The following is a 25,815-nucleotide window of genomic DNA, read 5'->3' as shown; positions in this document are numbered from 1 at the left end:
ACTCAGACATGCAGGAAACGGTCCTTGATGTCGGGTGTCGCGAGCAGGTCGGGCGTGGTGCCCTGCCACACCACGCGGCCCTTCTCGATCACCACATGGCGATCGGCGAAGCGGGCGAGGGCGTCGACGTTCTTGTCGATCACGAGGATGGCCTCTCCATCCTCCTTGAGCCTGGTGAGGCAGGCCCATATCTCCTCGCGGATCAGGGGGGCGAGGCCTTCGGTGGCCTCGTCCAGCACCACGAGGCGGGGGTTGGTCATCAGCGCGCGGCCGATGGCGAGCATCTGCTGCTCGCCGCCCGAGAGCTGGTTGCCCATGTTGCGGCGGCGCTCCTGCAGGCGCGGGAACAGGGCATAGACGCGCGCAAGGCTCCAGCGCGCCGCCTTGCCGCCGCGCGCGGTGGCGACGAGGTTCTCCTCCACCGTGAGTGTGGGGAAGATCTGCCGCCCCTCGGGCACCAGGCCCAGGCCGGCCTGGGCGATGAGGTAGGGGGCCTTGCCGGTGAGATCGGTGCTCCCCACGCTCACCCGCCCGGCGCGCGGGCGCATCAGGCCGAAAATCGAGTTGATGGTGGTCGTCTTGCCCATGCCGTTGCGGCCCAGCAGGGTGACCACCTCGCCGGCGGCCACCGTGAGGTCGATGCCGAACAACACCCGGCTCTCGCCATAGGCCGCCTCGAGGCCTTCCACTTTCAGCATCAGGCCGCCTCCTCGCCGAGATAGGCCGCGCGGACCTCCGGGTTGTTGCGGATCTCCTCCGGCGTGCCGGTGGCGATGATCCGGCCGTAGACCAGCACCGACAGCCGGTCCGCCAGCGCGAAGACCGCCTCCATGTCATGCTCGATCAGCACCACGGTGTGGCGGCGCTTCATGCCGCGCATCAGCTCCACCAGCACGGCGGATTCCTCATGGCCGGTGCCAGCCAGCGGCTCGTCGAGCAGCAGGAGCTGCGGCTCCGTGGCCAGCGCCACCGCGATCTCGAGCTGGCGCTGCTCGCCGTGGCTGAGCGAGCCCGCGAGCCGTTCCGCCCGGTCCGCCAGCTTCACCCGGCGCAGGCAGATCATCGCCTCGCGGTTCAGCTCATCCTCATTCGCCGCGCGGGCGAAGAAGCGGAACGAGGAGCCCGAGCGCGCCTGCACCGCCATCGCCACGTTCTCCAGCACCGTGAAGCCCGGCAGCAGCGAGGTGATCTGGAACGAGCGCGCGAGGCCGCGGCCCACCCGCTCGGCCATGCTCAGGCGCATGATGTCCTGGCCCTGGTACACGAGCTGGCCGGAATCGGACGGGTTCTGCCCGGAGAGCTGGGAGATCAGCGTGGTCTTCCCCGCGCCGTTCGGGCCGATGATGGCGTGCAGCTCGCCCTCCTCGATGTCGAGGGTGACAGCGTCGGTCACCTTCAGCGCGCCGTAGGACTTGCACAGGTTCCGGATCTGCAGAAGCGCGCTCATGCCCGACCTCCCAGGAGCCGACGCAGCAGGCCGGTGAGGCCGCCGCGGGTGAAGAGCACCACCAGCACGAGGATGACCCCCATGGCGAGGCGCCAGTGCTCGGAAAAGATCGCCAGCCATTCCTCCAGCATCAGGAAGGCCGCGGCGCCCAGGATGCCGCCCACCAGCGTGCCGATGCCGCCCAGGATCACCATCACGATCAGCTCGCCCGAGCGGTGCCAGGTCATGAAGGCGGGGGAGACGAACTCGGTCTGGTTCGCCAGCAGCACCCCGGCGATGCCGGCCATGCAGCCGGAGATCACGTAGGCGGTGAGCTGGTAGCGGAACGGCGTGAAGCCGATGGCCTGCATGCGCAGCGGGTTCTCCCGCGTGCCGGTGAGCACCCGGCCGAAACGCGAGCCGATGAGCGCGTTGGCGAACAGGAACAGCAGCACGAGGGCGGCCAGGGTGACGTAGAAGAACACCCGGTCGTTCTCGAGCAGGGCCGTGCCCATGAGGGTGGAGCGCGCCTGCAGGGTGAAACCGTCATCGCCGCCGTAGGAGGAGAGCGAAACGAAGAAGAAGAAGGCCATCTGCCCGAAGGCGAGGGTGATCATGATGAAATACACCCCCTTCGTGCGCAGCGAGATCGCCCCGGTCACCAGCGCGAAGACGGCGGAGGCGAGCACGGCGGCCAGCATCTGCAGCGCGAGGTCGCTCACCCCGTTGGAGGAGAGGATGGCCACCGTGTAGGCGCCGATGCCGAGGTAGGCCGCATGGCCGAAGGACACCAGCGCGCCGTAGCCCAGGATCAGGTCCAGCGACAGCGCGGCGATGGCGAAGACCATCACCCGCGTGGCGGTGATGACGAGGAAATGGTCGTCCGTGCCCGCGGCCACGAAGGGCAGGGCGGCGAACAGGAGGAACAGGACGGCCGCGACCAGCAGCCTGGTGCGGGGGGCGAGGGCAATCATGCGCGGGCGCCTCCGGTTGCGGGCCTGCGTGCGAACGGGGCCATCAGGATTTCCTTCCGAACAGCCCGGCGGGGCGGAAGAACAGGATGGCGGCCATCAGGATGTAGATCAGCATCGGCGCCAGGGTGCGGCCGGTCTGCGAGGCGGCGGAGGGGTCCAGCACCATGCGCAGCAGGATCGGCCCGAAGGTGCGGCCCAGCGTGTCGACCAGCCCGACGAGAATGGCGGCGATGAAGGCGCCGCGGATGGAGCCGATGCCGCCGATCACGATCACCACGAAGGTGAGAATGAGCACGCTCTCGCCCATCCCCGGGTCCACCGACAGGATCGGCGCGATCATCGCGCCCGCGAAACCCGCCAGCATGGCCCCGAAGCCGAAGACGATCATGAACAGCCGGCGGATGTTCACCCCCAGCGCCGAGACCATCTTGCCGTTCGAGGCGCCGGCGCGCAGCAGCATGCCGATGCGCGTGTGCCCGATCATCAGGTAGAGCCCGAGCGCGGTGAGCAGCCCCGCGGCGATGATGGCGATGCGGTAGACCGGGTATTGCATCATGCCTACCAGCGGCACCGAGCCCGAGAGCAGGTCGGGCATCGGCACGCTGAGCGGGGCGGCGCCCCAGATGATCTTCACCCCCTCGTTCACGATCATGATCAGCCCGAAGGTGGCCAGAACCTGGTCCAGATGCGAGCGGTCGTAGAGCCGCCGGAAGATCAGCACCTCCAGCAGCAGCCCGAAGACCAGCGCCACCGGCAGCGCGATCACGATCCCCAGCCAGAAGCTCCCCGTGAGCCCCGCGAAGGTGGCCACGAGATAGGCGCCCACCATGTAGAGCACGCCATGGGCGAGGTTGATGAAGTCCATGATCCCGAAGACCAGCGTCAGCCCGGCGGCGACGAGGAACAGCAAGACCCCGAACTGCAGGCCGTTGAGGGCCTGGAGGAGGAGAAGATTTGTCATGGCATCCCGTCTCTGCCCGGGCGCTGGCAGGCGCCCGGGAGGTCAATGGTGCGCGTGCCTTACGGCATCACGCATTCGGAGACGTAGTTGTCCTGGTAATCGTCGAAGATCTTCTCGGCGATGTTGGTCTCGAACTTGCCGTCCTCGCGCTTCACGGCCTTCACGAGGTAGAAGTCCTGGATCGGGAAGTGGTTGGGCCCGAGCTTGAACTCGCCGCGCAGGCTCTTGAAATCGGCCTTTTCCATCGCCGCGCGCAGGGCGTCGGTGTCATCGGCGTTGCCGACCTCGCGCACCGCAGCGTCGATCATCATCGCCGCGTCATAGGCCTGCATGGCGTAGGTGGCGGGGATGCGGTCGAACTTCGCCTCGTAGGCCTTCACGAACTCCTTGGATTCCGGCACATCCATGTCCGGTGCCCAGTTCGCGCCGCCCAGGAAGCCCAGGGCCGCGTCCTTCTCACCCGGAAGGGTGGTCTCGTCCACCGTGAAGGCGGAGAGGAAGGGGATGCTGTCCAGCCCGGCCTGGCGGTACTGCTTGACCAGGTTCACGCCCATGCCGCCGGGCATGAAGGTGAACACCGCGTCGGGCTGCATGGCCGCGATCTGCGCGAGCTCGGCGGAGAAGTCGAGCTGGCCCAGCGGGGTGTAGATCTCGCCGGCCACGCCGCCCTTGTAGGAGTGCTTGAAGCCCGCGAGGCTGTCCTTGCCCGCCTGGTAGTTCGGCGCCATCATGAACACGTTGTTGTAGCCCATCTTCTGGGCGTAGGCGCCGAGCACCTCGTGCACCTGGTCGTTCTGGTAGGAGGACACGAACAGGTTCGGGTTGCAGTCCTTGCCGGCGAAGTTGGAGGTTCCGGCGTTCGGGCTGATGAGGATCACGTTCGCGTCCGTCACCGGCTTCGCGATCGCCATCAGGATGTTGGAGAAGATCGGGCCGACGACGAAGTCCACGTCGTCGCGCTCCACCAGTTCACGCGCCTTGTTCACCGCCACGTCCGGCTTCTGCTCGTCGTCGATCACCACGATCTCCGTGTCGAGACCGCCGATCTTGCCGAGCTTCTCGGCGGCGAGGAGGAAGCCGTCACGGCCCTGCTCGCCCAGCACGGCCGCGGGGCCGGACAGGGTGAAGACGAGACCGATCTTGATCTTGCCCGCCTCGGCCATGGCGCCGGAGGTGAGGAAGGTGGAGGCCGCGAGGCCGAGGGCAATCCTGCTAAGCGAAGACATTTGCATCTTCTCCCTGTTGTCTGCGGCGGCGCGGTGCAGTTCCGCCCCCCGTTTCGCGGCGCCGTCCCGGTGGGGCAGGCGCCAGATCCCTGTTGACCCGGACCAGGGCTGCCGCATGGCGTGGTCCGTTGAGATATTTTATGCATGAAGCTTCTCGCCCCGCAACTGAATCATGCAGGCGGCATCGGCATTTTTCCGCTGACGCCCGAAACTTGTGCACTGCACAAAAAGCGAGCGGCCGGCGCGGGAGACCTTGAACCCCGCGCGGGCGGGGCTACTCTGACCTGCGCGCCGCACCAGCCCGGCGCCTTCTTCCGCAGCCCGTGCGGCGCATCCGCCGCGCGCCCCACACCCTTCAGGCCACGCCTCCCGTGGCCCGGCCCGGCAGGCGCGCGTCGGCTCCCCGCAGTCCGCGCCAGCCGCGACGCACAGGCCCGCCGGCGTGTTCGCGCATCGGCGCCGCACAGATTCCGACCCACGCCGCCGGCGCAGCGCTTCAGCCCGTCGCCGGCGGTTCACTCAGAAGGACAGGCCCCATGATCTACAGGGAAATCGACGGCAACCGCATGCCCGCGCTCGGCTTCGGCACCTGGGAGCTGAGCGGCGAGAGCGGCATCTCCGCCATCCGCACCGCGCTCGACACCGGCTACCGCCACATCGACACCGCCGTGCGCTACGACAACGAGACCGAGGTGGGCACGGCGCTGCGCGCCTCCGGCATCGCCCGGGAGGAGCTGTTCGTCACCACCAAGGTGTGGCACGATTCGCTGCGGCCGGAGCAGGTGGCCCGCTCCGTGTCCCGGAGCCTGGAGCGGCTGCAGCTGGAGCAGGTGGACCTCCTGCTGGTGCACTGGCCGTCGCCGGAGGGCGTGCCGCTGGACGAGACGCTGGCAGCCTTCGCCGAGGCCCGCGACGCCGGGCAGACACGGCTCATCGGCGTGAGCAATTTCCCCACGGCGCTGATCGCGGAGGCGGTGGACCGGCTCGGCAGCCCGGTGCGCGTGAACCAGGTGGAGTATCACCCGTTCCTGGACCAGTCCGCGGTCCGCGACGCGCTCAGGGCCCGCGACATGGTGCTGACCGCCTACCAGCCGATCGCCGCGGGGGCGGTGTTCGGCACGCCGGTGCTGGAGGAGATCGCGCGGCGCCACGGCAAGTCCGCCGCCCAGGTCTCGCTGCGCTGGCTGCTGCAGCAGGACGGCGTGGCGGCCATCCCGCGCTCGGGCAACCCGGCGAACATCCGCTCGAACTTCGACATCTTCGACTTCGCGCTCTCGGAGGCGGAGATGGCGGAGATCTTCGCGCTCACCGGCAACGGGCGGCGCGTCAACCCCGGTTTCGCACCGGAGTGGGACAGGCTCGAACCCGCCTGAGAGCAGACATCCGGCAAGCGGCCGTGGCGGGCGCACCTGCGCCGCCACGGTTGCGCCCGGCGGCCCGATCGGGGACCGACGGACGGGGCGCCGTGGTGTGTCAAAAACACCCATAAGTCTTCTTATGTTAAATTTATATGTTTCCGGAATTGAGACACCCAGCGAAGCTCTGCCTGCAACCCTCTGAAACTCCGTTGATCAGACGCTTGTCAGGCACCCGTCCCGCAGCGCCAGCTTCCGGGTTGCGAGCCGTTCCACCAGGCTTGCGTCATGCGACACGAGGATCATCGCACAGCCGAGGGTGTCGAGAAGCCCGGCCATCTGCGCGGCATGCGCCTCGTCGAGCGCATTGGTCGGCTCGTCCAGCAGCAGCACCTCGGGGTCCATCGCCAGCACGGCGGCAAGCGCCACCAGCCGCTTCTCGCCGCCCGAGAGCCGATGCGTGAGCCGCGCGCCCAGCCCGCCGATGCCGAACGCCTCCAGCCGCTGCCGCGCCACCGCCTCGGCGGCACCGCGCGACAGGCCGAGGTTGAGCGGGCCGAAGGCCACGTCCTCCAGCACCGTGGGCGAGAACAGCTGGTCGTCCGCGTCCTGGAACAGCAGCCCGACCCGGCGGCGCACCTCGCGGAAGCCGGCCTCGTCCCGCCGCTCGGCGCCGAAGGCCAGCACGCGGCCGGCCCGGGGGCGCTCCAGCCCGATCAGCGTCCGCAGCAAGGTGGACTTGCCGGCACCATTGCCCCCGGTGATCGCCAGCCGCTCGCCGGGGCCGAGCGCCATCGACACCTCGCGCAGCACCGGGCGGGCATCGCGCAGAACCGTCACCGCCTCCAGCGCCAGCAGGCTCATGCGAAGCGGTCCAGCACAGCCAGGGCCACCACGGCCGCCAGCGCGGCGGCGGGCAGCGCGTGGTCGCGCGCGGCCAGTGGCACGGCGGGGGCCGTCTCCGGGAGTGCCCCCGTCCAGCCCCGGCAGCGCATCGCGTCCTCCACCCGGTCCGCGCGCTCGAAGGCACGGACGAGCACCATGCCCATGAGGTTGCCGTAGCTGCGGAACCCGTGCAGCGACAGGCGCGGCGCGAAGCCCCGGGCGCGCATCGCCTCGTCCAGCCGGTGAAACTCCGCGCGGAACAGGTGCACGTAGCGCGGCACCAGGGTCAGCATCCGCACCAGCGCGCGCGGCAGGCCAAGCCGCCCCAGCGCCGTGGCAAGCTCGGCCGGCTCATGCGGGTCCAGCAGGGCGAAGACGAAGAGCATCGCCGCCGCCGCGCGCAGCATGATCGCCACGGCGAGGTCCAGCCCCTCCGCGCTCAGGCTCAGCGGCCCGAGCGTGAGCAGCGGCGTGCCGGGGACGGTGAGCGGCAGCAGCACCAGCAGCACCGCCATGAACCCCTCCAGGTGCAGCAGGCGGCGCAGCAGGCGCGCGCGCTCCTGCCCGGCGGCAAGGCACAGCCCCAGCGCCAGCGCCGCGGCCAGGCCGAGCGCCGGCAGGCCGGTGAGGCTGATCGTGCCCCCCACCAGAATGGCGGCGGAGAGACAGGCGGCGCGCGGGTCCGCGCGGCGCGCGGCTCGGGGGACGTCAATGAGGCTCACCTGCGGCCCTCCCGGCGCGACATGGCCCAGAGGCCGACCCCGGCAAGACCGATGATCATGCCAACTCCGCCCATGATGTCATTGAAGCGCAAGCGTGATTGCGCCTCGGCCTGGGCCTCCAGCAGCGGGCGCACCTGCCGCTCCACCGCAAGGTCAACAGCGCGGACCAGCCGGGCCTCGAAGGCCGCCTGGTCTGCGCCGGCTGCCGTGTCGGAGGGAGGGGCCGGGGCCGCCGGCCCGGCCGCGTCGAACCGCTCCGCGCCGAGGGAGAGCCGGGCCACGTGGCCGTCACCCGCGTCGATCACGAGGGCATGCGGGCCGGGCTCCACCGGCCCGAGCGCGAAGCGGCCCTCCGGGTCGGTGCGGGCCTGCGCGAGCGGGGATCCATCCGCCCCGAACAGCGTGACTTCCGCGCCGCGCGGCCGGCCACCCCCGACGAAGAACCCGTAGCCGGAGATCGTGTCGCCCTCCACCGCCGCGAAGAGCTTCAGGCTGTGCGCGCAGACCGGCGCCGCCGCGAGGCCGAGCGCCAGTGCCAGCACGAAACGGGCCGCAAGCCGGCCGCTCATGCCAAGCCCAGCCCGGGCCGGAAGGTCTCGGGCCGCACCCGTTTCAGGAAGGCGACGGCGAAGCCGGTCACCAGCGCCTCCCCCAGCATCAGCGGCAGGTAGGTGAGGCCGAGCACCCGCGCCGAGGGCACGTAGGCGGAGGCCGAGAGCGCCAGCGCCAGCGCCACGCCGCCGGCCGTCATCGCGGTGGCAAGGGCCGCGCCCGCGCCGGCCAGCGCCCCCGCGCCGCGCGGGCCGGACCGGTCCACCAGCGGCCGCAGGAGCGCCCCGACCAGCGCGCCCGGCAGCGCGATGTTCAGCGTGTTCACCCCCAGCGTGCTGAGGCCGCCGAAGCCGAACATCAGCACCTGCAGCACCAGCGCGACGAAAACCGCGGGGAAGATCGCCGGCCCCAGCACCAGCCCCATCAGCACCGTGAGCAGCAGATGCACGCTCGACGGTCCCACCGGCACCGAGACCAGCGAGGCGGAGAAGAACACCGCCGAGAGGATCGCGCCGCGCGCCAGCCGGGCCTCGTCGAGATGGCGCAGGCCGATGCCGATGCCGGCGGCGGCCAGCACGCCGCCGCCCACCAGCACCGGCAGCGACAGGAGCCCGTCCGGGATATGCGCCATCGCCCCTGCCCCTCAGTCCGCGGCCGGCTCGGGCGCGGCGGCCTTCACCCAGATGAGCCCGCCCTCCTCCACCGGCGCCATGCTGCCGTCGGGCGCGCGCATCTTCTCCGGCCCCTCGGTCAGCGCGGCGAAGCCCCACCAGCCGGGAAACGGCATCGCGTAGGCGAAGGTGCCGTTCGCGTCGGCCTTGATCACCTGCGTGCTGAAGGCGTCATTGGGAATGGTGTAGCGCCCGTCGTTCACGAACTCGACCTCCACTTCCGCGAAAGGCACCGGAGCGCCCTGCGCCATCACCACGCCGCGAAACAGGTTGCCCGCCCAGAGACCGGTGGGCCGGGTGAGCGGCGCGATCTCCACCGGCAGGCCCAGCAGCACGTCCCAGCCTTCCCCCGAGGCCCAGGAATCCACCACCACCTTGGTGTAGTGCACGATGAACTTGCCCTCCGCCGCCTCCCAATAGGGCGCGGGGGTGACATGGAAGATGGCGGCGCCGGGCTCCGGAAGCATTTCTTCGGCAGTCCAGGCGCTTGTCCCGCTTTCTTCAACCCGCTTCAGAAGCGGGAGAAGGTCGTGGTCCGCCCCGTCACGCCACATGCCGAAGGCCTGCGGGCGCGCCATGTCCATCTGCGGGCCGCCCATCACCGGGTGGGTGAAGCGCAGCGCCAGCGTCACGGCGCCGCCCTCCGGCAGCACGTCCGCCGAGGGGAGGATCTCCTGGAAATGCGCCGCGGCGGGCGCCACGGACAGGAGCACCGCAGCCGGGGCAGACGCGAGGAGAGCGGCGGCGGGCCTGGCGGCCGGGGCGGCGGACATCAGTGCGGCGGCGAGGGAGGAGGCAGGCAGGCGACAGGGCATCGGGTCTCCGGAACGGCAGGCCCGGGCCGCAGCCCGGTATGACAACTTTCAACAAAGTTCATACCAAGCCGGGGAGTCCTGTCAACCGCGGATGCCTCGCGCGCTACATCGCGTCGACCAGCCGGTCGAAGAGGTCCGGGCGCCCCATCTGCCCGCCCTTCAGGATCAGCGGCAGGCCGGCGGCGGGGCCGGAGCCGGTGGCGCGGCAGAGAGACACGCCGGGGTCCACGTCGCGGACATACTCGATGGCCTCGGGCGCGAGGGCACGCATCGCAAGGCTCGACGTGTCGCCCCCCGCGATGGCGAGCGCCCCGGCGGCCCCGGTCCCGCACAGGCCTGCGACCAGCCGGGCGGAGGCGGCGGCGATCTCCGCTCCGCTGCGGCCGTGGCCGCCCTCGGCGGTGAGGCGCAGGAGCACGTTCTCGCCCTGCCCCAGCGCCGCTTCCGCCTCGGCCGCCGCCTCCGCCCCCCCGGCGCAGAGCGCGACGGGCGAGACCGGCACGAGGCGGAAGCGCGAGGCGGCCGCCACCTGCGCATCGGTGAGCGCCGAGCGGGAACCGGCGAAAAGCAGCACAGGGCGGGCGCGCGGGGCGGGCTCCGGCGCGGGCGGGGCGGCGCGCGGCGGGCGCAGCGCCTCCATCACGCTGCTCGGGCCGATGCAGACCAGCGGCGCCTCGGCGGCGAGAGCCTCCAGCGCGAGGCGCAGGGCCGGCAGATCGTCGTTGCGCCCGAGGTCGAAGAGCATGCGGCGCGCGCCGGCCGCCCGCGCGGCGGCGAGCGCCTTCAGCGGCGTGGCGGCGAGATCGCGCTCGTCGATCAGCGCGAGCCCGTCCAGCCCCTGGGCGGCGAGGTGGCGGCGCAGGTCCGCCTCCTTCATCGGGGTCACCGGGTGGCGGGCCATCACCGGGTGTCGGTCGATGCGGTGCACCGCGCCGTCCGCCGCGGCGGCGAAGAGCGTGCCATGATGGCAGTAGCGCCCGAGCCCGGGCTGCCCCCCGATCACCGCGATCAGGGGCTCCCCCGCTCCGGCATGGCGGAAGGCGGCGCGAAACCCCTCCGCCGCCGCGCCGATGGAGCCGATCTCCGGGCTCGAATCGAAGGTGGAGCAGACCTTGTAGTGCAGCACCCGGGCGCCACGCGCGATCAGCCCGGCGGCGAGTCGCCGGACCTCCGGCCGGATCTCCCCCGGCCCCATGGAGCGCAGGGCGGTGGCCACGCCGGCGATGCCGTCATAGCCCCGGCCCGGCAGGTCGAGATGCAGGCGCACCTTGTGCCCGGCCCGGCCCAACACACCCAGCGTGTCGGAGGCGCCGGTGAAATCATCGGCGATGAAGGCGAGGCCGGTGCTCACGTGCGCGCCCCGAAGAAGTCGATCGCCTCGGCGAGCGGGCGGCTCGCCTTCGCGGCCTGCTCCAGGGCCACGCCGTCGCGCACCGCCTCCCAGGCGTCGAGCAGGGCGCGCACGCCGGCCTCCGCACCGGAAGGGTGGGCGAGGATGCCGCCGCCGGCCATGAACAGGAAGTCTTCCGACCGGGCCGCCGCATGGGTGGCCGCCAGCGTGCCCGCCCACTGGCCGGAGGAGAAGGCCGGCATCACCGGGTCATCCCCGCCGGGCGCGAGCGGGGCGAGGCAGAGCCGCGCACCCTCGGCCACCTCGGACGGATCGTCGGAGAACTTGCCGTCGATGCCGTGCACATGCATGTGGTCCACCCCGGCGAGCCGGTAGAGCGCCTGGTAGGCCGGGAAGGCCATGCCGATGGCCGGGTGGCGGCCGAAGCCGCCGAAGCCGTTGCGGTGGCCGTGGATGGCCAGCCGCGTGGCCCGGCGCAGGCTCTCCACCGAGGCGAGGCCCACCCAGTTCAGGCTCACCATGGCGCAGGTGCCGCCCTCGGCCTCGATCAGGTCGGCGTGGCGGCGCATGGCGTCGGTCTCGTCGGTCACGTTGAAGGCCATCATCACCTGGCGGCCGGTGCGGTCGCGGTGGCGGCGGATGACCTCCATGATGGCGGGCACGCGCTCGGCCAGCGGGGCGTGGCGCGGGTTGGCGCAGGTCTCGTCGTCCTTGATGAAGTCGAGCCCGGCGGTGCACAGCCGCTCCACCAGCGCCACCAGCTCCGGCGTGCGCAGGCCCACGTTGGGCTTGATGATGGTGCCGAAGAGCGGCCGGTCCTGCACCCCGGTGGAGGCGCGGGTGCCCGCCACGCCCACCAGCGGGCGCGGGTAGTCCGCCCGGATGTGGGCGGGCACCGAGAGCCGCTCCAGCCGCAGGCCGGTCACCTCGCCTAGGTCGAACAGGTTTCCGGCCACGGTGGCGGCCATGGTGGGCAGGTTCACGCCGAAATTCGCCTCCGGGAAGGCCACGCGCACCCGCGCGCGCCGCCAGGGCGCACCAAAGCCCTTGCGCTCGAGGTAGGAGGAGGAGAGCGAGGGCCGCTCGGCCGGGGCCAGTTCCTCCACCGAGAGCACGCGAGCGGCGGCGCGGGCACGCAGATCGTCGCTCTCGCCCTCCACGCGCACGAAGGTGCCGCAGCTCTGCTCGCCGGCCATGATCTCGGCGACGCGGGCGGGGTCGAGCGGGGTCTCGACGAGGTATTGCGCTTCGAGCATGGCTCAGATCCTCGCGAGGTCCGGGAAGGGGCGGACGGGGTCCGAGCCGTCCCAGCCGGTGGAGGCCTCGCGGATCATGTCGAACATGCGGCCCTTGGGGCCCATCACCTCGGAAAGCTCGATGACCGTGCCGGGGTGCGCCTCCTTCGAGAAATAGACGAACCGGCCGTTGGCGCCCACGCAGCCGCTCATCTTCACCTCGAACCCGGCGGTCTCGGCCCGGGCGAGATCGGCGTCGAAGCTCTGGGTCCAGTAGGCGACATGCTGGAGGCCGAGGTTCCCGGCGAGGCGGAAGTCGCGGTACATGGAGGGGGCGTCGTTGCGGGTCTGGATCAGCTCCACCTGGATGAAGCCGGAATTGGCCAGCGCCACCGAATTGTGCACCTCGTAGGGCTCGCCGTCATAGCGATAGTCCTCGATCGGCACTTTCGGGTTGTAGAACCACGGGCCCACGCCGAGCTCGGCGCTCCAATGCGCCATCGCGGCCTCGATGTCCTCGACCACATAGCCGAGCTGGCGGATTTCACCGAAAAGGGTGCTCATGGCGCCTCACTTGATGAGTAGGTTGGGAAGCCAGGTGGAGAGGCCGGGAAACAGCGTGACCACCAGAAGCGACAGGAAAAGCGGGATCAGGAAGGGCACCACGCCGGCGATCACCCGGTGCAGCGGCATCTTCGCGATGATCGAGACCATGTAGAGGCTCATGCCCACGGGGGGCGTGAGCAGCCCGATCATCAGGTTGAGCACGAAGACGATGCCGAGCTGCAGCGGGTCCACCCCCGCAAGGGTGAGCGCCGGCGCCACGATGGGCGCGATGATCAGGATGGCGGCGATGCTCTCCAGCACCATGCCCACCACCAGCAGGATCACGTTGACGATGAGCAGCAGCACCAGCGGGTTGTCGCTCAGCCCCAGCAGGAAGGCCGAGACCTCCGCCGGCGCGCGCGCCACGGTGAGCACCCAGGCGAAGAGCGCGGCGGCAGAGACGATGAAGAGCACGTTCGCCGTGCTCTCCACCGTTTCGCGCGCGGAGGTGAGGAAGTCCTTCAGGCTCAGCGCGCGGTAGATGAATATGCCCACGAAGATGGCATAGGCCACGGTGATGCCGGCCACCTCGGTGGGCCCGAACAGCCCGCTCATCAGCCCGCCGATCAGCAGCACCGGCGCGAGCAGCGCGGGCGCCGAGATGCCGGCCTTGCGGGCGATGGCGCGTTTCGTGGGGCGCACGGTGTCACGCGGCAGGTCGGCGAGCCGCCCGATCACGGCGATCTGCAGCATCAGGAACACGGTGATGATCAGCGCCGGCACCACGCCCGCCAGCAGCAGCTTCACGGCCGAGACATTGGCCGCGGCGGCGTAGATGATGATCGGGATGGAGGGCGGGAAGATCGGCCCGATGGTGGCGGCGGCCATGGTGATGCCGGCGGCGAACTCGCGCCGGTAGCCCTGCTCGGTCATCTGGCGGATCTGGATGCCGCCGAGCGCGCCGATATCGGCGAGCGCCGCCCCGGAGATGCCGGAGAACACCAGGCTCACCAGCACGCTCACCTGCGCCACGCCGCCGCGCAGCCGGCCCACCAGCATGCGGATGAGGTCGAAGAGATGGGTGGTGACCCCGGTCGCGTTCAGCAGGCTGGCGGCGAAGATGAACAGCGGCACGGCGAGGAGCGGCCCGCTGTCGAGCGCGTTCTGCAGCCGCTGCGCCATCACCGCCACCGGCTGGCCGAAGGCAAGGATGGTCGCCGCCGCGGACAGGCCCAGGCACACCGCCACCGGCGCGCCCATCACCATGAGGAGGCCGAAAAGGCCCAGCAGCATCAGTGTCATACCCGGCCCTCGAAGCCTTCGCCGCTCTCTTCCACCGCGCCGCCCGCCAGCAGGGTGAGAAGCCGCGCCAGCGCGATGAGGCCGAGCATCACGAAGCCGGCCACCGCGGGCGCATAGAAGATGGAATTGGGCATCCCCATCGCCGGCGTGGCGAATTTCGCCGCCCGCTCCAGGAAGGCGGAGAAGCCGTGGAGCACGATGCCCGCGAAGCCGAGCACCGCCAGTTCGGTGAGCGCCATGAGCCCGCGCCGCCACCCCCCGGTGAGCCGGGCGGACACGAGATCCACCGCGATGTGCCGCCCCCGCAGCGCAAGCCAGGGCACGCAGAGATAGACGAGCGCGATGCCGCAGAACCGGGCGCCCTCGTCCGCCCAGGGCAGGCCGAGGTTGAACAGGTTGCGCGCCACCACCTGAAGCACGATCAGCGCCGTGATCAGGAACAGCAGCCCCATGCCCAGCCAGAGCCCCAGCGTGGAGACCGCACCCAGCAGCCGGAAGACACCGCGCCCGAACATCATTTCACCGCGTCGATCTTGGCGTAGAGATCGCCGTATTTCTCGTCGAAGCGCTCATGCACGAGCGCCTTCACCGAGGTGCGGAAGGCGTCGAGGTCCAGCCCCTCCTCCGGGCCGATCACCGTCATGCCGAGGGATTTCAGTTCCTCGATCTGTTCGGCCTCCTTGTCGCGCACCGCGGCGGTGGCGCGGTCCCGCACCGTGCGGGCGGCGGCGCGGATGCCCTCGCGCTCCTCCTCCGTGAGCCCCTGCCACACATCCTCGTTGATCACCACCAGCTCGGCGGAGGCGATGTGCCCGGTGAGCATCAGCGTGGACTGCACGTCGTAGAGCTTGTTCGACAGGATGATGTTGACCGGGTTCTCCTGCCCCGCCACCACGCCGGTGGCCAGCGCCGTGGGCACCTCCGACCAGTCCACCGGAACCGGCGCGGCGCCCAGCCCCTCCACCGCGGTGAGGTAGATCGGGAAGGGCACGGCGCGGATCTTCTTGCCCGCCAGCTCCGCGGGCGCGTGGAAGGCCTCGTTCGCGGTGAGCTGGCGCGCGCCGAAGTAGAAGGCATAGAGCACCCGCACCCCGGCGGAGGCGATCAGCCCCTCGTTGAGCCCGGACATCACCGGCCCGTCCACGTCCATCACCTTCATCAGGTGGTCCACGTCGCGGTAGAGATAGGGGGTGTCGAGCGCGCCCAGCGGCTCGTAGAGCGTGGAATAGGCCCCGGCGGTGTTGTGCGAGAGCGCCACGGTGCCCAGCGACACGGCCTCCGCCAGCTCCTGCAGCTTGCCGAGCTGCGAGGCGGGATAGACCTCCACCTCCACCGAGCCGCCGGTGTTCTTCGCGATCTCCCCGGCCAGCCAGTCCGCCTGCTGGCCCACCACGCTGTCCGGCGAATTGTTGTGCCCGTAGCGCAGCACGGTCTGGGCCGAGGCGCCAGCGCCCAGCCCGGCCAGTGCCGCAGCGAAACCCGCGCCCAGCAGGGCGCGCCGCGTGAGTGAAAATGACATTCCGTTCTCCTCCCTTGATGCTTTTTGAGCGCGTTCGCGCCTTTTTCTTGACGTCTGCACGGTGTTTGTGCGCCATTCCCCCTTGATGCGTCAAAACGTGATTTCTGAGGCTTTCTGAGGTACCGCATGCAGGACACACCCGCCTCCCGCCCGCTGATCGAGGACGTGGCCGCCCGCGCCGGCGTGTCGCGTGCCACGGTGGACCGGGTGCTGAACCGCCGCCCCGGGGTGCGGGCGCGCACGGTGGAGCGGGTGCTGGAGGCGGCGGCGGCGCTGGACTATCTCTCCGCGGCGGACGTGGCGCGCATGCAGCAGCCGGAGGTGGCGCAATACACCTTCCTGCTGCCGCGCGGCGGCAACCCCTACCTGCGCCTGCTCGGCGCGCGGCTGCGCGAGATCGCCGCCCAGCCCACCCCCGGCAGCCCGCGCATCCGCTGCCATTTCGAGGAGAGCTTCAACCCCGCCGCCATGGCCGAGGCGCTGCGCCGGCACGGCGAACGCTCGGACGGCGTGGCCTTCATGGCGGTGGACCACCCGCTGGTGCGCGCCGCCGCCGACCACCTGGTGGAGCTCGGCAAGCGCGTGGTCACCCTGGTCTCGGACGTGCCGAACACCCGGCGCCACGCCTATATCGGGCTGGAGAACCGCCAGGTGGGCCGCACCGCGGGCTACCTGATGGCGCGCTTCGCGGCCGGGCGCAGCGGCTCGGTGGCGCTGATCGCGGCCAGCCGGGCCTACCATGCGCATGGCGAGCGGGAGATCGGCTTCCTCTCCATTCTCGACGAGATGATGCCCGGCCTGCGCCTCACCGGCACGCGGGAGGGGCACGACGACCGCGACGAGAACTACCACCACGCCCGCGAGCTCATCGCCCGCAACCCCGACCTGGTGGGGATCTACAATGTCGGCGGCTCCTCCGACGGCATCGCCCGGGCGCTGCGCGAGAGCGGCCGGCGCATCCTGTTCATCGGCCACGCGCTCACCCCCGACACCCGCGCCGCCCTGCTCGACGAGACGATGGACGCCTGCATCAGCCAGAGCCCGGAAGCGGTGATCACCACCGCGCTGCGCGCGCTGGCCGGCGCGGAGCTGCCCGCCCCCGCCCTGCCGATGCTCATCATGTTGCGCGAAAATCTCGACTGATCCCGCGGCAGGGAAATTTTCACCATTTTTCCGCTATGTGCGCCGCAACAAACGAGAATTTGGGTGGCACAGGGCCTGCAAACTGGTAAACGGAAGCCCAGCCGAAATACCAAGAAACGATCACGTCAGGAGGAGATCAACATGGACCGGCGTTCATTCATCCGCACCGCTGGGATCGGCGGCGCGGCGGCAGCTCTTGCCACGCCCGCGATTTCGCAGGGCAACACCACCTGGCGCATGGTCACGACCTGGCCGAAGAACTTCCCCGGTCTGGGCGTGGGCGCGCAGCGCCTCGCGGACCGCATCACCGCCGCCTCCGGCGGGCGCCTCACCGTCCAGCTCTACTCCGCCGGCGAGATGGTGCCGCCGCTGCAGTCGCTCGACGCGGTGATCGACGGTTCGGCCGAGATGTGCCACTCCGCTGCCTATTACTGGCAGAACAAGAGCCCGGCGCTGAACTTCTTCACCGGCGTGCCCTATGGCATGACCGCGCAGGAATACGGCGCCTGGATCCGCTTCATGGGCGGCCAGGAGATCTGGGACGAAGTGTACGACCAGTTCGGCGTGCAGGCCTTCCCCTCGGGCAACACCGGCACCCAGGCCGGCGGCTGGTTCCGCAACGAGATCAACAGCCTCGAAGACCTCAAGGGCCTGCGTTTCCGCACCCCCGGCCTCGGTGGCCGCGTGTGGGAGAAGATGGGCGTCACCGTCACCAACATGGCCGCCGGCGAGATCTTCCAGGCGCTGCAATCCGGCACGCTGGACGCGGCGGAGTTCGTGGGCCCCTACAACGACCTCGCCCTCGGCTTCTACCAGGTGGCGAAGAACTACTACATGCCGAGCTTCAACGAGCCCGGCCTCGCCACCGAATGCGTGGTGAGCAAGGAGAAGTTCCAGGCCCTGCCCGAGGACCTTCAGGCCATCGTGCGCGATTGCTGCCAGGCGGAATACGACAACGTCTCCGCCGACATGTACGCGAACGACCCGCGCGCGCTGAAGACCCTGGTCGATGACCACGGCGTCATCGTCCGCCCCTTCCCGGACGACGTGTACGAGGCCGGCGCCAAGGCCGCGACCGAGATCATGACCGAGCTGCGCGACAGCTCCGACGCCATGACCAAGAAGACCGCGGAGAGCTTCCTCACCGCCCTCGCCCTGCTGCGCACCCGCACGGAAGGCACCGAGATGCCTTACCTCGCCGCGCGCGAGAAGTTCTACAAGATCTGATCCCGCCTGCCGGCCACGCCGGCGCGGCATCGGACAGGCGAAAGGCCCGGGGGACACTCCCCCGGGCCTTTTTCGTGCGTGCCGCACCGGACGTGCACCGCTCCGGCCGGCCGCAGCGCGCGGCGCCGGGCTCACTCGATGCGCGATACCTGGCCGTTGGCGGAAACGAGGCAGTCTGCCCGCTGCCCGGCAACGTTCAGCGTGACCACCGCGCCGGAGCCGGAGCCGGGGCGCGAGGACACCAGGTCCACCTGCCCCACCGGCACGCCGCGGTTGCGCGAGGCGGCGGCCACGCAGGCCTGCTCCTGCGCGCGGCTGGTGGCGCGGTCGCTGGGGGCCGGCTTATCGCGCGCCTCGGTGCCGTAGCTCTTGATCTCGCGCACCTGGTCCCGCGCGCTCACCCGGCAATGCGCCAGGGTGCCCTTCACCGAGAGATGGACCATCGCCCCGCCCTTGGGGCCCAGCTCGGCGCCCGTCACCGCGATGTCGCCGAGGGAGGTGCTGTACTCGCGTGACGCCGCGGCGACACAGGCCTGCTTCTGCTCGCGGGTCACGGTCTGCTGTGCGGCGGCAAAGGGTGCCGCCGAGATCAGCGCCAGCGCGGCCAGCGGAACCGCGCGGCGGAAGCTTCTGTGGAACTGCATCGTCGTTCTCTCCCGTCTCCGGAGGTGAAGTCCCTCCCTGCGGGTCAACGTTGCAGCAGCGCCCGGGGTTCCGCCCCGGGCGCCGGCCGGCTCAGCGGTAGAGCATGGTCGGCAGCCAGGTGGCGATGCCGGGGAAGATGAACAGCAGCGCGATCGCCACCGCCTGGATGCCCACGAAGGGCACCACGCCGCGATAGATCATCGAGGTGGAGATCGACCCCGGCGCCACGCCGCGCAGGTAGAACAGCGCGAAGCCGAAGGGCGGGGTGAGGAAGCTCATCTGCAGGTTCACCCCCACCAGGATGCCCAGCCACACCGGGTCCACCCCGAGGTCGAACAGCACCGGCGCGGTGATCGGGATCACGATGAAGATGATCTCGAACGTGTCCAGGATGAACCCGAGCAGGAACATCACCAGCATCACGGAGATCAGCGCCCCGGTCACGCCGCCGGGCAGGCCGGAAAGCATCTCGTGCACCAGGTTGTCGCCGCCCATAAGCCGGAAGACGATGGAGAACACCGAGGCGCCGAACAGGATGATGAACACCATGGAGGTGATGCTGGCGGCGGAGACCACGACCTCGCGCAGCACCGAGAGCGACAGGCGCCAGCGCGCCGCGGCCAGGATGGTCGCGCCCACCGCGCCCACCGAGGCGGCTTCCGTCGGCGTGGCAATGCCGCCCAGGATGGAACCCAGAACGGCGAAGATCAGCATCAGCGGCGGCACCAGCGCGGTCACGATCTCGCGGCCGAGGTGCCTGCGCTCCTCCGCCGGCACCGGGGTGGCCGGGCAGCTCTGCGGGTCGAAGATCGCCTTCAGGGCAATCCAGGCGAGGTAGAGAGCCACCAGCAGCAGCCCGGGCAGGAAGGCCCCGGCGAAGAGGTCGCCGACCGAGACCGGCGTGGGCGCGAAGTTGCCCTTGGCCATCTGCACCTGGGCGTTGATGCCCGAGAGCATGTCGCCCATGAAGATGAGCACGGTGGAGGGCGGGATGATCTGGCCCAGCGTGCCGGAGGCGCAGATGACACCGCAAGCGAGCTTCGGGTCATACCCCGCCCTGGTCATTGCCGGAAGCGAGATCAGCCCCATGGTGACCACCGTGGCCCCCACCACGCCGGTGGAGGCCGCGAGCAGCGCACCCACCACGATGACGGAGGCGCCCAGCCCCCCGCGCATGTTGCCGAAGAGCTTGCCCATGGTCAGCAGCAGCTGCTCGGCGATCTTCGAGCGCTCCAGCATCACGCCCATGAAGATGAACAGCGGCACCGCCACCAGCACCTCGTTGGTCATGAAGCCGGTGTAGCGCGGCGCGAGGGAGGAGAGGTTCGAGGGGTCGAACACCCCGAAGGCCAGGCCCGCCAGCCCGAAGAGGAGCGACACGCCGGCCAGCGTGAAGGCCACCGGGAAGCCCAGCATCAGCACCCCGATGATGCCGAAGAACATGATGCCGGCGAGAACCTCGCCGATCAGAACCGTATCCATCGGGGATTACTCCTGGCCAGATGTGTATCGCAGGGACACGGGCAGCTCCGCCTCGCGCCCGGCCAGAACCAGCACGCTGCGGGCGGCCATGGCCAGGCCCTGCAGCGCCACCAGGGCCGCGAACGCGATGATGAAGCTCTTGAGCACCCAGAGCCCGGGCATGCCGCCGTAATTCGCCGAGCCTTCGCCGTATTTCCACGCGCGCGCCACGAAAGGCCAGGCGTAGAAGGCCACGACATAGCAATAGGGCAGCAGGAAGACGAAGACGCCGAACAGGTCCACCATCGCCTTCCGGCGCACCGGGGCGTTGCGGTAGAACACGTCGACGCGCACATGGTCGTCGCGCATCAGCGCAAAGCCGGCCACGGCGGTGAACATGGCACCGTTGAGCCAGACGTAGAGGTCCTGCATCCACACGAAGCTGGTGGAGAAGACATAGCGCTGCACCACCACCGCGAAGCAGACCACCACGATCGCCAGGGCGAGCCAGGAAAAGATTGCACCGATCAGGCGGTTCAGGCCGCTGATCAGACGGACGATGACGACAAGAGCAGACATTCCGGGGCCGGCCTTCCTCATTCCGGCCCGCGGGGCCGCTGCATGTGCGTGTCGCCGCTCCGGTCTCACCTGCGGGGCCGGAGCGGACCATGGCGACGGCGGGCTGGGCCGCGGCCCGTCGCACGGGCTCTTCCCTTGCCGCCCCGTCTGGGCCGATGCAACCGGAATCTTGGGAAACCCCATGCGGGACGCAAGAATCCACGCCGAAACCGCCGAAACTCCGGCCCGAGCGCACGAAAAAGGTCAGCAATACGCACATATCCGTGTTTTGCGGGCCGACTCTGCCGCGCTGCAGCGTTTGCGGCTTGCAACAGCCCCGCCGCTGCTGGTTCACTCGGGGCCCCGGACCGGAAACGAGGTGTGACGCGATACATGGCAGCGGAGACCGAGACCACCAGCGACCGTGCCGCTCTCAGACCGCGCACGATGTACCTGCTCAACCAGGTGAACCAGTCGATCCGGACGGTGCTGGAAACCCGGTTGCGCGACCACCGTGTCACCGGCATCCAGTACACGGTGCTGGCGATCGTGCGGGCGCGCGACGGCATCTCCTCGGCGGATCTCGCGCGGCGCTTCTTCGTGACGCCGCAGACGATGAACGAGATCGTCACCGGGCTGGAGAAGCGCGGGCTGATCGAGCGGCGCGAGCTGCCCGGCAACCGCCGCATCCTGGTGACCTACCTGCGCCCGGAGGGCGCGCGGCTTCTGGAGGCCTGCGACACGATTGCGGACGAGTTGGAAGCCGGGGCCTTCGCCGCCATGCCGGAGGAGGATTTCACCGCCCTGCGCCGCATCCTGCGCGACCATCTGCACCGCCTGCTGGACGCCCCGGCCCCGCGCTGACCGGCCCGCCGGTCCGGGAAGCGGGCTTGCCGTAACGGGGGTTCGTCCAAGGCTGCCGAACGCATGCCGGGGAGGCGGCGCACAGGCGGCGCCTGCCGATGCCGGTTGGCGAGGGTTTCAGGCCCTCGGGGGACGGAGATTCAGATGGCCACGTACCTGTCGCGCCGGTGGTTGAAGGCGAGGATCATGTTCATCACCGCGGCCCCCGCGATCGACATCAGCACGGAGAGCGGCGGCACCACGGCGAAGGCCAGCACCAGCACGCAGAGATCCACCGCCATCTGCACCCAGCCGGCACGGATGCCGTGCCTGTCCTGCAGGTAGATCGCCATGATCCCGACGCCGCCGAGGCTCGCCCCGTGCCGGAACAGCGCCAGAAGCCCCACGCCGGCCACGCAGCCGCCGAGGATCGCGGCGGAGAGCGGCGGCACCGCGCCCAGCGGCACGAGGCCCGGCGCGATGGCGGTGAGCACCGACACCCCGGCCACGCATCCCAGCGTGCGCAGCGTGAAACCCCAGCCCATCTGCCGCACGGCGAAGTAGTAGAACGGCAGGTTCACCACGAAGAACACCGGCCCGAAGCCCCAGCCCGTCGCATAGGCGATGATGAAGGCGATGCCCGCGGTCTGCCCGGTCAGCAACCCCGCCTGGCCGATGAAGGTCACCCCGAGCGAGGTGAGCACCATGCCGGCCGTGAGGCCCTGGGCGTTCTCGATCAGGGAGTGGCGGGGGGCTGTGGGCTCTGGCGTCATGCGGGTCCGGTCCTTGGGGCGGTGAGGGACGCAGTCTAGCCGCGTCCGGCGCCGCGTTCATCCGGTTTCTTGTGCACTGCACCCATCCGACGCGCCCCCGCCCGGCCGGAAAGAGAAAGCCAGCCGCCTGCGGCGTTTTGTACGCAGTCACGGCCCGCGCCGCCGCCATTTTGCTTGACACGACAGCCCCCTCGGAAAATCCTGCGAGTATTGTGCAATGCATTATTGAGGTTCGGAGCCGAACTCGCCCCTGCTGCGCCACACCGTTTCTTGGCAGCGCCCGGCGCTGCGGCGCGCGGATCTTGCGGGGAAGGCCCACCGCGCCCACGCCACAGGCCCGTCCCCAGCCGGACAGCGGGCCGCAACAGCGAAGGAAAGACAGGGATGACATTTCACGACACGCTCGGCACGCCCGCGCAGCTGGCCGACCCGGATTACACCCCGCCCCTCGCCCGGGCGGTCCCGCTGGGCATCCAGCATGTCCTGGCGATGTTCGTGAGCAACGTCACCCCGGCGATCATCGTGGCCGGCGCGGCGGGCTTCGGCTTCGGCTCGCCCGGCGTGGGCGACCTCGTCTACATGATCCAGATGTCGATGCTCTTCGCCGGCATCGCCACCCTGTTCCAGACCATCGGTTTCGGGCCGGTGGGCGCGCGGCTGCCCATCGTGCAGGGCACCAGCTTCGCCTTCCTGCCGATCATGATCCCGCTGGTCGCCGGCCAGGGCGTGGAAGCCATGGCCGCCCTCACCGGCGGCGTGGTGATCGGCGGGCTGTTCCACGCCTCGCTCGGCACCATCATCGGCAAGATCCGCTTCGCGCTGCCGCCGCTGGTCACCGGGCTCGTGGTCACCATGATCGGTCTCGCGCTGGTGCGGGTGGGCATCCAGTATGCCGCCGGCGGCGTGCCGGCCATCGGCACGCCCGAATACGGCTCGCTGCAGAACTGGACGGTGGCGCTGGTGGTGCTGCTGGTCACCCTGGGGCTGAAGTTCTTCACCCATGGCATGATGTCCATCGCCTCGGTCCTGATCGGGCTGATCGCCGGATACATCGTGGCCTGGGCCCTGGGCATGGTGGATTTCGCCTCCGTGGGCCGGGCGGCTTGGTTCACCCTGCCGGACCCGTTCCACTTCGGCTTCGAGTTCAACCTCGCGGCGGTGATCGGCTTCGCGCTGATGGGCTTCATTTCCGCGATCGAGACGGTGGGCGATGTCTCCGGCATCACCAAGGGCGGCGCAGGCCGCGAGGCGACCGACAAGGAAATCTCCGGCGCCACCTTCGCCGACGGGCTCGGCTCGGCGGTGGCCGGCGTGTTCGGCGCCCTGCCCAACACCTCCTTCAGCCAGAACGTGGGCCTCATCGCCATGACCGGGGTGATGAGCCGCCACGTGGTCACCTGCGGCGCGATCTTCCTGATCGTCTGCGGCCTGGTGCCGAAGATCGGCGCGGCCATCTCCACCGTGCCCATCGAAGTGCTGGGCGGCGGCGTGATCGTGATGTTCGGCATGGTGGTGGCCGCCGGCATCTCCATGCTCTCGGACGTGGACTGGAACCGGCGCAACATGGTGATCTTCGCGGTGGCGCTCTCCGTCGGGCTCGGCCTGCAGCTGGAGCCGGGCGCGGTCCAGCACCTGCCGCGCACCGGGCAGGTGCTGATGACCTCGGGCCTGCTGCCCGCCGCCCTCATCGCCATCCTGCTCAACCTGCTGCTGCCGGACCCGGTGACCGCGGACCAGACCGAGGAAGTCTCCGGCGGCCTGTCCGGCCATCGCACCGAAAGCTGACGCTCCGCGCCTATAACCGGGGCTTATCGCGGCCCCGGACCCCCGGTTTCGCGCCGCGCCGGCCGGGACGCAGGCCCCCCGAACCGGATGCCTGCCCCCTCGCGCGGTCCATCCCGCTGGCCGCCTCCGGGGGCCGTCGCTGTCTATGCCGGCCCGGCCCGGGCCCCTGACCCGGGATGGTGGCACGGCGCAACACCCCGGGGCCGCCTGTGGCACGCGAAGGTCGTCCCCGCCCCGCGCAGGGCGAAAGCCGCGCCGCATCCGCCCGGTCATCGGCTTCTCCATCGGGACGAAGGAACAGGGTCTCCGCAACCACCGGGCGGCACGGCGCCCTGGCGGCCGATGAGGCGCCACCGCGGAGGGCCGGGCGAAAGCCAACCCGGATGAGCCGCCGCGCGGGCGCCGCGAGCGGCGGCTTGTCCTGCCCGGCGCGCACCATGCCCGCGTCCTCCGCGCCGGCGCCGGGATGGAGAGCTGCCCGGCGGACACCCCGCTGGCGATCCGGCCGAGGGGGCGCAGCCACGCTTTCGGGCTCCGCGGGCACGCGGTGCCGCCCGGGCGACCGGCTGACCGAGAGGGTCGCCACCGGCCCCCGCACATGCCACCGGAGCCCGTCTCCAGCGCCACCCTCCTCATAATGTGGGATTATTCTTCGACGGCACTTTTTAATTTCCGTGTTGTGGGCCCGCGTGATCAAGTTCCCCCTGAAGGCTGCGGCCCGACCCTGATCCGAAACCAGTGGGGATGACCACCGACATGTCCAATTCCGTCCTCTCGGTCCGCAATGCGGTGAAACGCTACGGCCCGGTGCGGGCGCTCGACGACGTCTCGCTCGAGATCGGCGACGGCGAGTTCCTCACCCTCCTCGGCCCCTCCGGCTCCGGCAAGACCACGCTGCTCACCGCCATCGCGGGCTTCACCGAGCTCGAGTCCGGCACGCTGGACCTGCGCGGCACCGACATCACCTCGCAGAGCCCCGACAAGCGCAACTTCGGCATGGTGTTCCAGGGCTATGCGCTGTTCCCGAACATGACCGTGGCCGGCAACATCGCCTTCCCGCTGAAGGTGCGGAAGTGGAATTCCTCCGACATCAACACCCGCGTGGCCGAGTGCCTCGCCCTGGTGCAGATGGAAAAATTCGCCGACCGCATGCCCGGCCAGCTTTCCGGCGGGCAGCAGCAGCGCGTGGCGCTGGCGCGCGCGCTCTCCTTCCGCCCCTCGGTTCTGCTGCTGGACGAGCCGCTCTCCGCGCTCGACAAGAAGCTGCGCGCCGACCTGCAGTGGGAGTTGAAGGACCTGCACCGCCAGCTCGGCGTGACCTTCATCTACGTGACGCATGACCAGGACGAGGCGCTGTCGATGTCCGACCGCATCGTCATCCTGAAGGACGGCCGCATCCAGCAGATCGGCCTGCCGGACGAGCTCTACAACGCGCCGCGCACCCCGTTCGTGGCCGATTTCCTCGGCAAGTCGAACTTCATCGAGGCCGAGGTGACCGCCGCCTCCGCCGGCGTTGCCGAGTGCACCGCGGGGGGCGAGCGCTTCTGCGTGGCGACCGCCGCCGCCCCGGCCGCCGGCAGCACCCGCAAGCTGGCCCTGCGCCCGGAGCGGGTGCGCATCGGCGCGCCGGGCGCGGAGCCCTTCACCGGCCAGATCCGGCAATTATCCTACCTGGGCGAGCGCGCCCATGTCATCGTGAAGCATGCGGGCCTGGGCGAGATCCTCGTCTCCTGCCCGACCTGGAAGGCCGGGATCACCCCCGAACCCGGCCTCGGCGTCTCTTTCGGCTGGGACAGCGACGCCTGCGTCTTCCTCGAGGACGCGTGAAGAACACCAGCCC

Annotated in this window: 26 protein-coding genes; 6 read left to right on the top strand and 20 right to left on the bottom strand. The window is 70.2% G+C overall.

Annotated features, from left to right (window positions below):
• Positions 1 to 2: 2 nt before the first annotated feature.
• The 5 genes from FDP22_RS18935 to FDP22_RS18915 are packed head-to-tail and all read right to left on the bottom strand — an operon-like array spanning position 3 to position 4,587.
• Complete coding sequence (locus tag FDP22_RS18935) at positions 3 to 698, bottom strand: ABC transporter ATP-binding protein (protein WP_138573681.1); 696 nt, start codon at positions 696 to 698, stop codon at positions 3 to 5.
• Entirely contained in the window at positions 698 to 1,447 is a 750-nt protein-coding gene (locus tag FDP22_RS18930) for an ABC transporter ATP-binding protein (RefSeq protein ID WP_138573683.1), read from the bottom strand. The genes FDP22_RS18935 and FDP22_RS18930 overlap by 1 nt, the downstream gene beginning before the upstream one ends.
• Complete coding sequence (locus tag FDP22_RS18925; protein ID WP_138573685.1) at positions 1,444 to 2,400, bottom strand: branched-chain amino acid ABC transporter permease; 957 nt, start codon at positions 2,398 to 2,400, stop codon at positions 1,444 to 1,446. Before FDP22_RS18925 ends, FDP22_RS18930 begins: the two co-directional genes overlap by 4 nt.
• A gap of 43 nt (positions 2,401 to 2,443) precedes the next feature.
• Positions 2,444 to 3,361, bottom strand: a complete 918-nt coding sequence (locus FDP22_RS18920) for a branched-chain amino acid ABC transporter permease (RefSeq protein ID WP_138573687.1) — start codon at positions 3,359 to 3,361, stop codon at positions 2,444 to 2,446.
• Between the two features lie 59 nt (positions 3,362 to 3,420).
• A complete protein-coding gene (locus FDP22_RS18915) occupies positions 3,421 to 4,587 on the bottom strand; it encodes an ABC transporter substrate-binding protein (protein WP_138573689.1) in 1,167 nt (388 codons plus the stop codon).
• A 536-nt stretch (positions 4,588 to 5,123) separates the two neighbouring features.
• Here FDP22_RS18915 and FDP22_RS18910 point away from each other — a divergent pair.
• Positions 5,124 to 5,960 (top strand): aldo/keto reductase, encoded by an 837-nt coding sequence (locus FDP22_RS18910; RefSeq protein WP_138573691.1) that lies wholly within the window; start codon positions 5,124 to 5,126, stop codon positions 5,958 to 5,960.
• Between the two features lie 198 nt (positions 5,961 to 6,158).
• Here the strand turns inward: FDP22_RS18910 and FDP22_RS18905 are convergent, their stop codons facing one another.
• From FDP22_RS18905 to FDP22_RS18855, 11 genes are all read right to left on the bottom strand, one after another.
• Positions 6,159 to 6,806 (bottom strand): energy-coupling factor ABC transporter ATP-binding protein, encoded by a 648-nt coding sequence (locus FDP22_RS18905; RefSeq protein WP_138573693.1) that lies wholly within the window; start codon positions 6,804 to 6,806, stop codon positions 6,159 to 6,161.
• Positions 6,803 to 7,549: a cobalt ECF transporter T component CbiQ gene (gene cbiQ, locus FDP22_RS18900; protein ID WP_170317799.1), complete on the bottom strand. Its 747-nt coding sequence runs from the start codon at positions 7,547 to 7,549 to the stop codon at positions 6,803 to 6,805. Before cbiQ ends, FDP22_RS18905 begins: the two co-directional genes overlap by 4 nt.
• Positions 7,546 to 8,118: a carboxypeptidase-like regulatory domain-containing protein gene (locus FDP22_RS18895; protein WP_138573697.1), complete on the bottom strand. Its 573-nt coding sequence runs from the start codon at positions 8,116 to 8,118 to the stop codon at positions 7,546 to 7,548. The genes cbiQ and FDP22_RS18895 overlap by 4 nt, the downstream gene beginning before the upstream one ends.
• Positions 8,115 to 8,732: a cobalt transporter CbiM gene (gene cbiM / locus FDP22_RS18890; RefSeq protein ID WP_138573699.1), complete on the bottom strand. Its 618-nt coding sequence runs from the start codon at positions 8,730 to 8,732 to the stop codon at positions 8,115 to 8,117. The genes FDP22_RS18895 and cbiM overlap by 4 nt, the downstream gene beginning before the upstream one ends.
• 12 nt (positions 8,733 to 8,744) lie before the next feature.
• Entirely contained in the window at positions 8,745 to 9,545 is an 801-nt protein-coding gene (locus FDP22_RS18885) for a DUF4198 domain-containing protein (protein WP_138574080.1), read from the bottom strand.
• Positions 9,546 to 9,690: 145 nt separating this feature from the next.
• Positions 9,691 to 10,938, bottom strand: a complete 1,248-nt coding sequence (locus FDP22_RS18880) for a four-carbon acid sugar kinase family protein (RefSeq protein WP_170317798.1) — start codon at positions 10,936 to 10,938, stop codon at positions 9,691 to 9,693.
• Complete coding sequence (locus FDP22_RS18875; protein WP_138573703.1) at positions 10,935 to 12,194, bottom strand: RuBisCO large subunit C-terminal-like domain-containing protein; 1,260 nt, start codon at positions 12,192 to 12,194, stop codon at positions 10,935 to 10,937. Before FDP22_RS18875 ends, FDP22_RS18880 begins: the two co-directional genes overlap by 4 nt.
• Before the next feature lie 3 nt (positions 12,195 to 12,197).
• Positions 12,198 to 12,737, bottom strand: a complete 540-nt coding sequence (locus FDP22_RS18870) for a VOC family protein (RefSeq protein ID WP_138573705.1) — start codon at positions 12,735 to 12,737, stop codon at positions 12,198 to 12,200.
• Positions 12,738 to 12,743: 6 nt separating this feature from the next.
• Positions 12,744 to 14,021 carry a TRAP transporter large permease gene (locus tag FDP22_RS18865; RefSeq protein WP_138573707.1) on the bottom strand — a complete coding sequence of 426 codons (1,278 nt, stop codon included), beginning with the start codon at positions 14,019 to 14,021 and terminating at the stop codon, positions 12,744 to 12,746.
• Complete coding sequence (locus FDP22_RS18860; RefSeq protein ID WP_138573709.1) at positions 14,018 to 14,539, bottom strand: TRAP transporter small permease; 522 nt, start codon at positions 14,537 to 14,539, stop codon at positions 14,018 to 14,020. Before FDP22_RS18860 ends, FDP22_RS18865 begins: the two co-directional genes overlap by 4 nt.
• Positions 14,536 to 15,540: a TRAP transporter substrate-binding protein gene (locus FDP22_RS18855; RefSeq protein ID WP_138573711.1), complete on the bottom strand. Its 1,005-nt coding sequence runs from the start codon at positions 15,538 to 15,540 to the stop codon at positions 14,536 to 14,538. Before FDP22_RS18855 ends, FDP22_RS18860 begins: the two co-directional genes overlap by 4 nt.
• 126 nt (positions 15,541 to 15,666) lie before the next feature.
• Here FDP22_RS18855 and FDP22_RS18850 point away from each other — a divergent pair, with 126 nt between their 5' ends.
• On the top strand, positions 15,667 to 16,683 hold the full coding sequence (locus FDP22_RS18850) for a LacI family DNA-binding transcriptional regulator (protein WP_138573713.1): 1,017 nt from the start codon (positions 15,667 to 15,669) through the stop codon (positions 16,681 to 16,683).
• 141 nt (positions 16,684 to 16,824) lie between these two features.
• The gene (locus FDP22_RS18845) at positions 16,825 to 17,910 is read left to right on the top strand and encodes a TRAP transporter substrate-binding protein (protein WP_138573715.1); all 1,086 of its coding nucleotides are present in this window, start codon (positions 16,825 to 16,827) and stop codon (positions 17,908 to 17,910) included.
• A gap of 131 nt (positions 17,911 to 18,041) precedes the next feature.
• On the opposite strand, the gene FDP22_RS18840 is transcribed toward FDP22_RS18845, so the two are convergent.
• From FDP22_RS18840 to FDP22_RS18830, 3 genes are all read right to left on the bottom strand, one after another.
• Positions 18,042 to 18,554 (bottom strand): hypothetical protein, encoded by a 513-nt coding sequence (locus FDP22_RS18840; RefSeq protein WP_138573717.1) that lies wholly within the window; start codon positions 18,552 to 18,554, stop codon positions 18,042 to 18,044.
• Positions 18,555 to 18,645: 91 nt separating this feature from the next.
• A complete protein-coding gene (locus tag FDP22_RS18835) occupies positions 18,646 to 20,037 on the bottom strand; it encodes a TRAP transporter large permease (RefSeq protein ID WP_138573719.1) in 1,392 nt (463 codons plus the stop codon).
• A gap of 6 nt (positions 20,038 to 20,043) precedes the next feature.
• A complete protein-coding gene (locus FDP22_RS18830) occupies positions 20,044 to 20,595 on the bottom strand; it encodes a TRAP transporter small permease subunit (RefSeq protein ID WP_138573721.1) in 552 nt (183 codons plus the stop codon).
• Between the two features lie 360 nt (positions 20,596 to 20,955).
• Here FDP22_RS18830 and FDP22_RS18825 point away from each other — a divergent pair, with 360 nt between their 5' ends.
• Positions 20,956 to 21,438, top strand: a complete 483-nt coding sequence (locus FDP22_RS18825; RefSeq protein ID WP_239031989.1) for a MarR family winged helix-turn-helix transcriptional regulator — start codon at positions 20,956 to 20,958, stop codon at positions 21,436 to 21,438.
• A gap of 140 nt (positions 21,439 to 21,578) precedes the next feature.
• Here FDP22_RS18825 and FDP22_RS18820 read toward each other — a convergent pair whose 3' ends face one another.
• Positions 21,579 to 22,190, bottom strand: coding sequence for a YitT family protein (locus FDP22_RS18820; protein WP_138573723.1), 612 nt, complete (start codon positions 22,188 to 22,190; stop codon positions 21,579 to 21,581).
• Between the two features lie 384 nt (positions 22,191 to 22,574).
• Between FDP22_RS18820 and FDP22_RS18815 the strand changes: the two genes are divergently transcribed.
• Positions 22,575 to 23,975: a uracil-xanthine permease family protein gene (locus FDP22_RS18815; RefSeq protein ID WP_138573726.1), complete on the top strand. Its 1,401-nt coding sequence runs from the start codon at positions 22,575 to 22,577 to the stop codon at positions 23,973 to 23,975.
• 756 nt (positions 23,976 to 24,731) lie between these two features.
• On the top strand, positions 24,732 to 25,802 hold the full coding sequence (locus FDP22_RS18810; protein ID WP_239031988.1) for an ABC transporter ATP-binding protein: 1,071 nt from the start codon (positions 24,732 to 24,734) through the stop codon (positions 25,800 to 25,802).
• Positions 25,803 to 25,815 lie beyond the last annotated feature (13 nt).

This window comes from Paroceanicella profunda (assembly GCF_005887635.2).
Taxonomy (GTDB): domain Bacteria; phylum Pseudomonadota; class Alphaproteobacteria; order Rhodobacterales; family Rhodobacteraceae; genus Paroceanicella; species Paroceanicella profunda.
The sequence above is the reverse complement of the archived record's forward strand: the minus strand, read 5'-3'. Positions and strand labels throughout refer to the sequence as shown.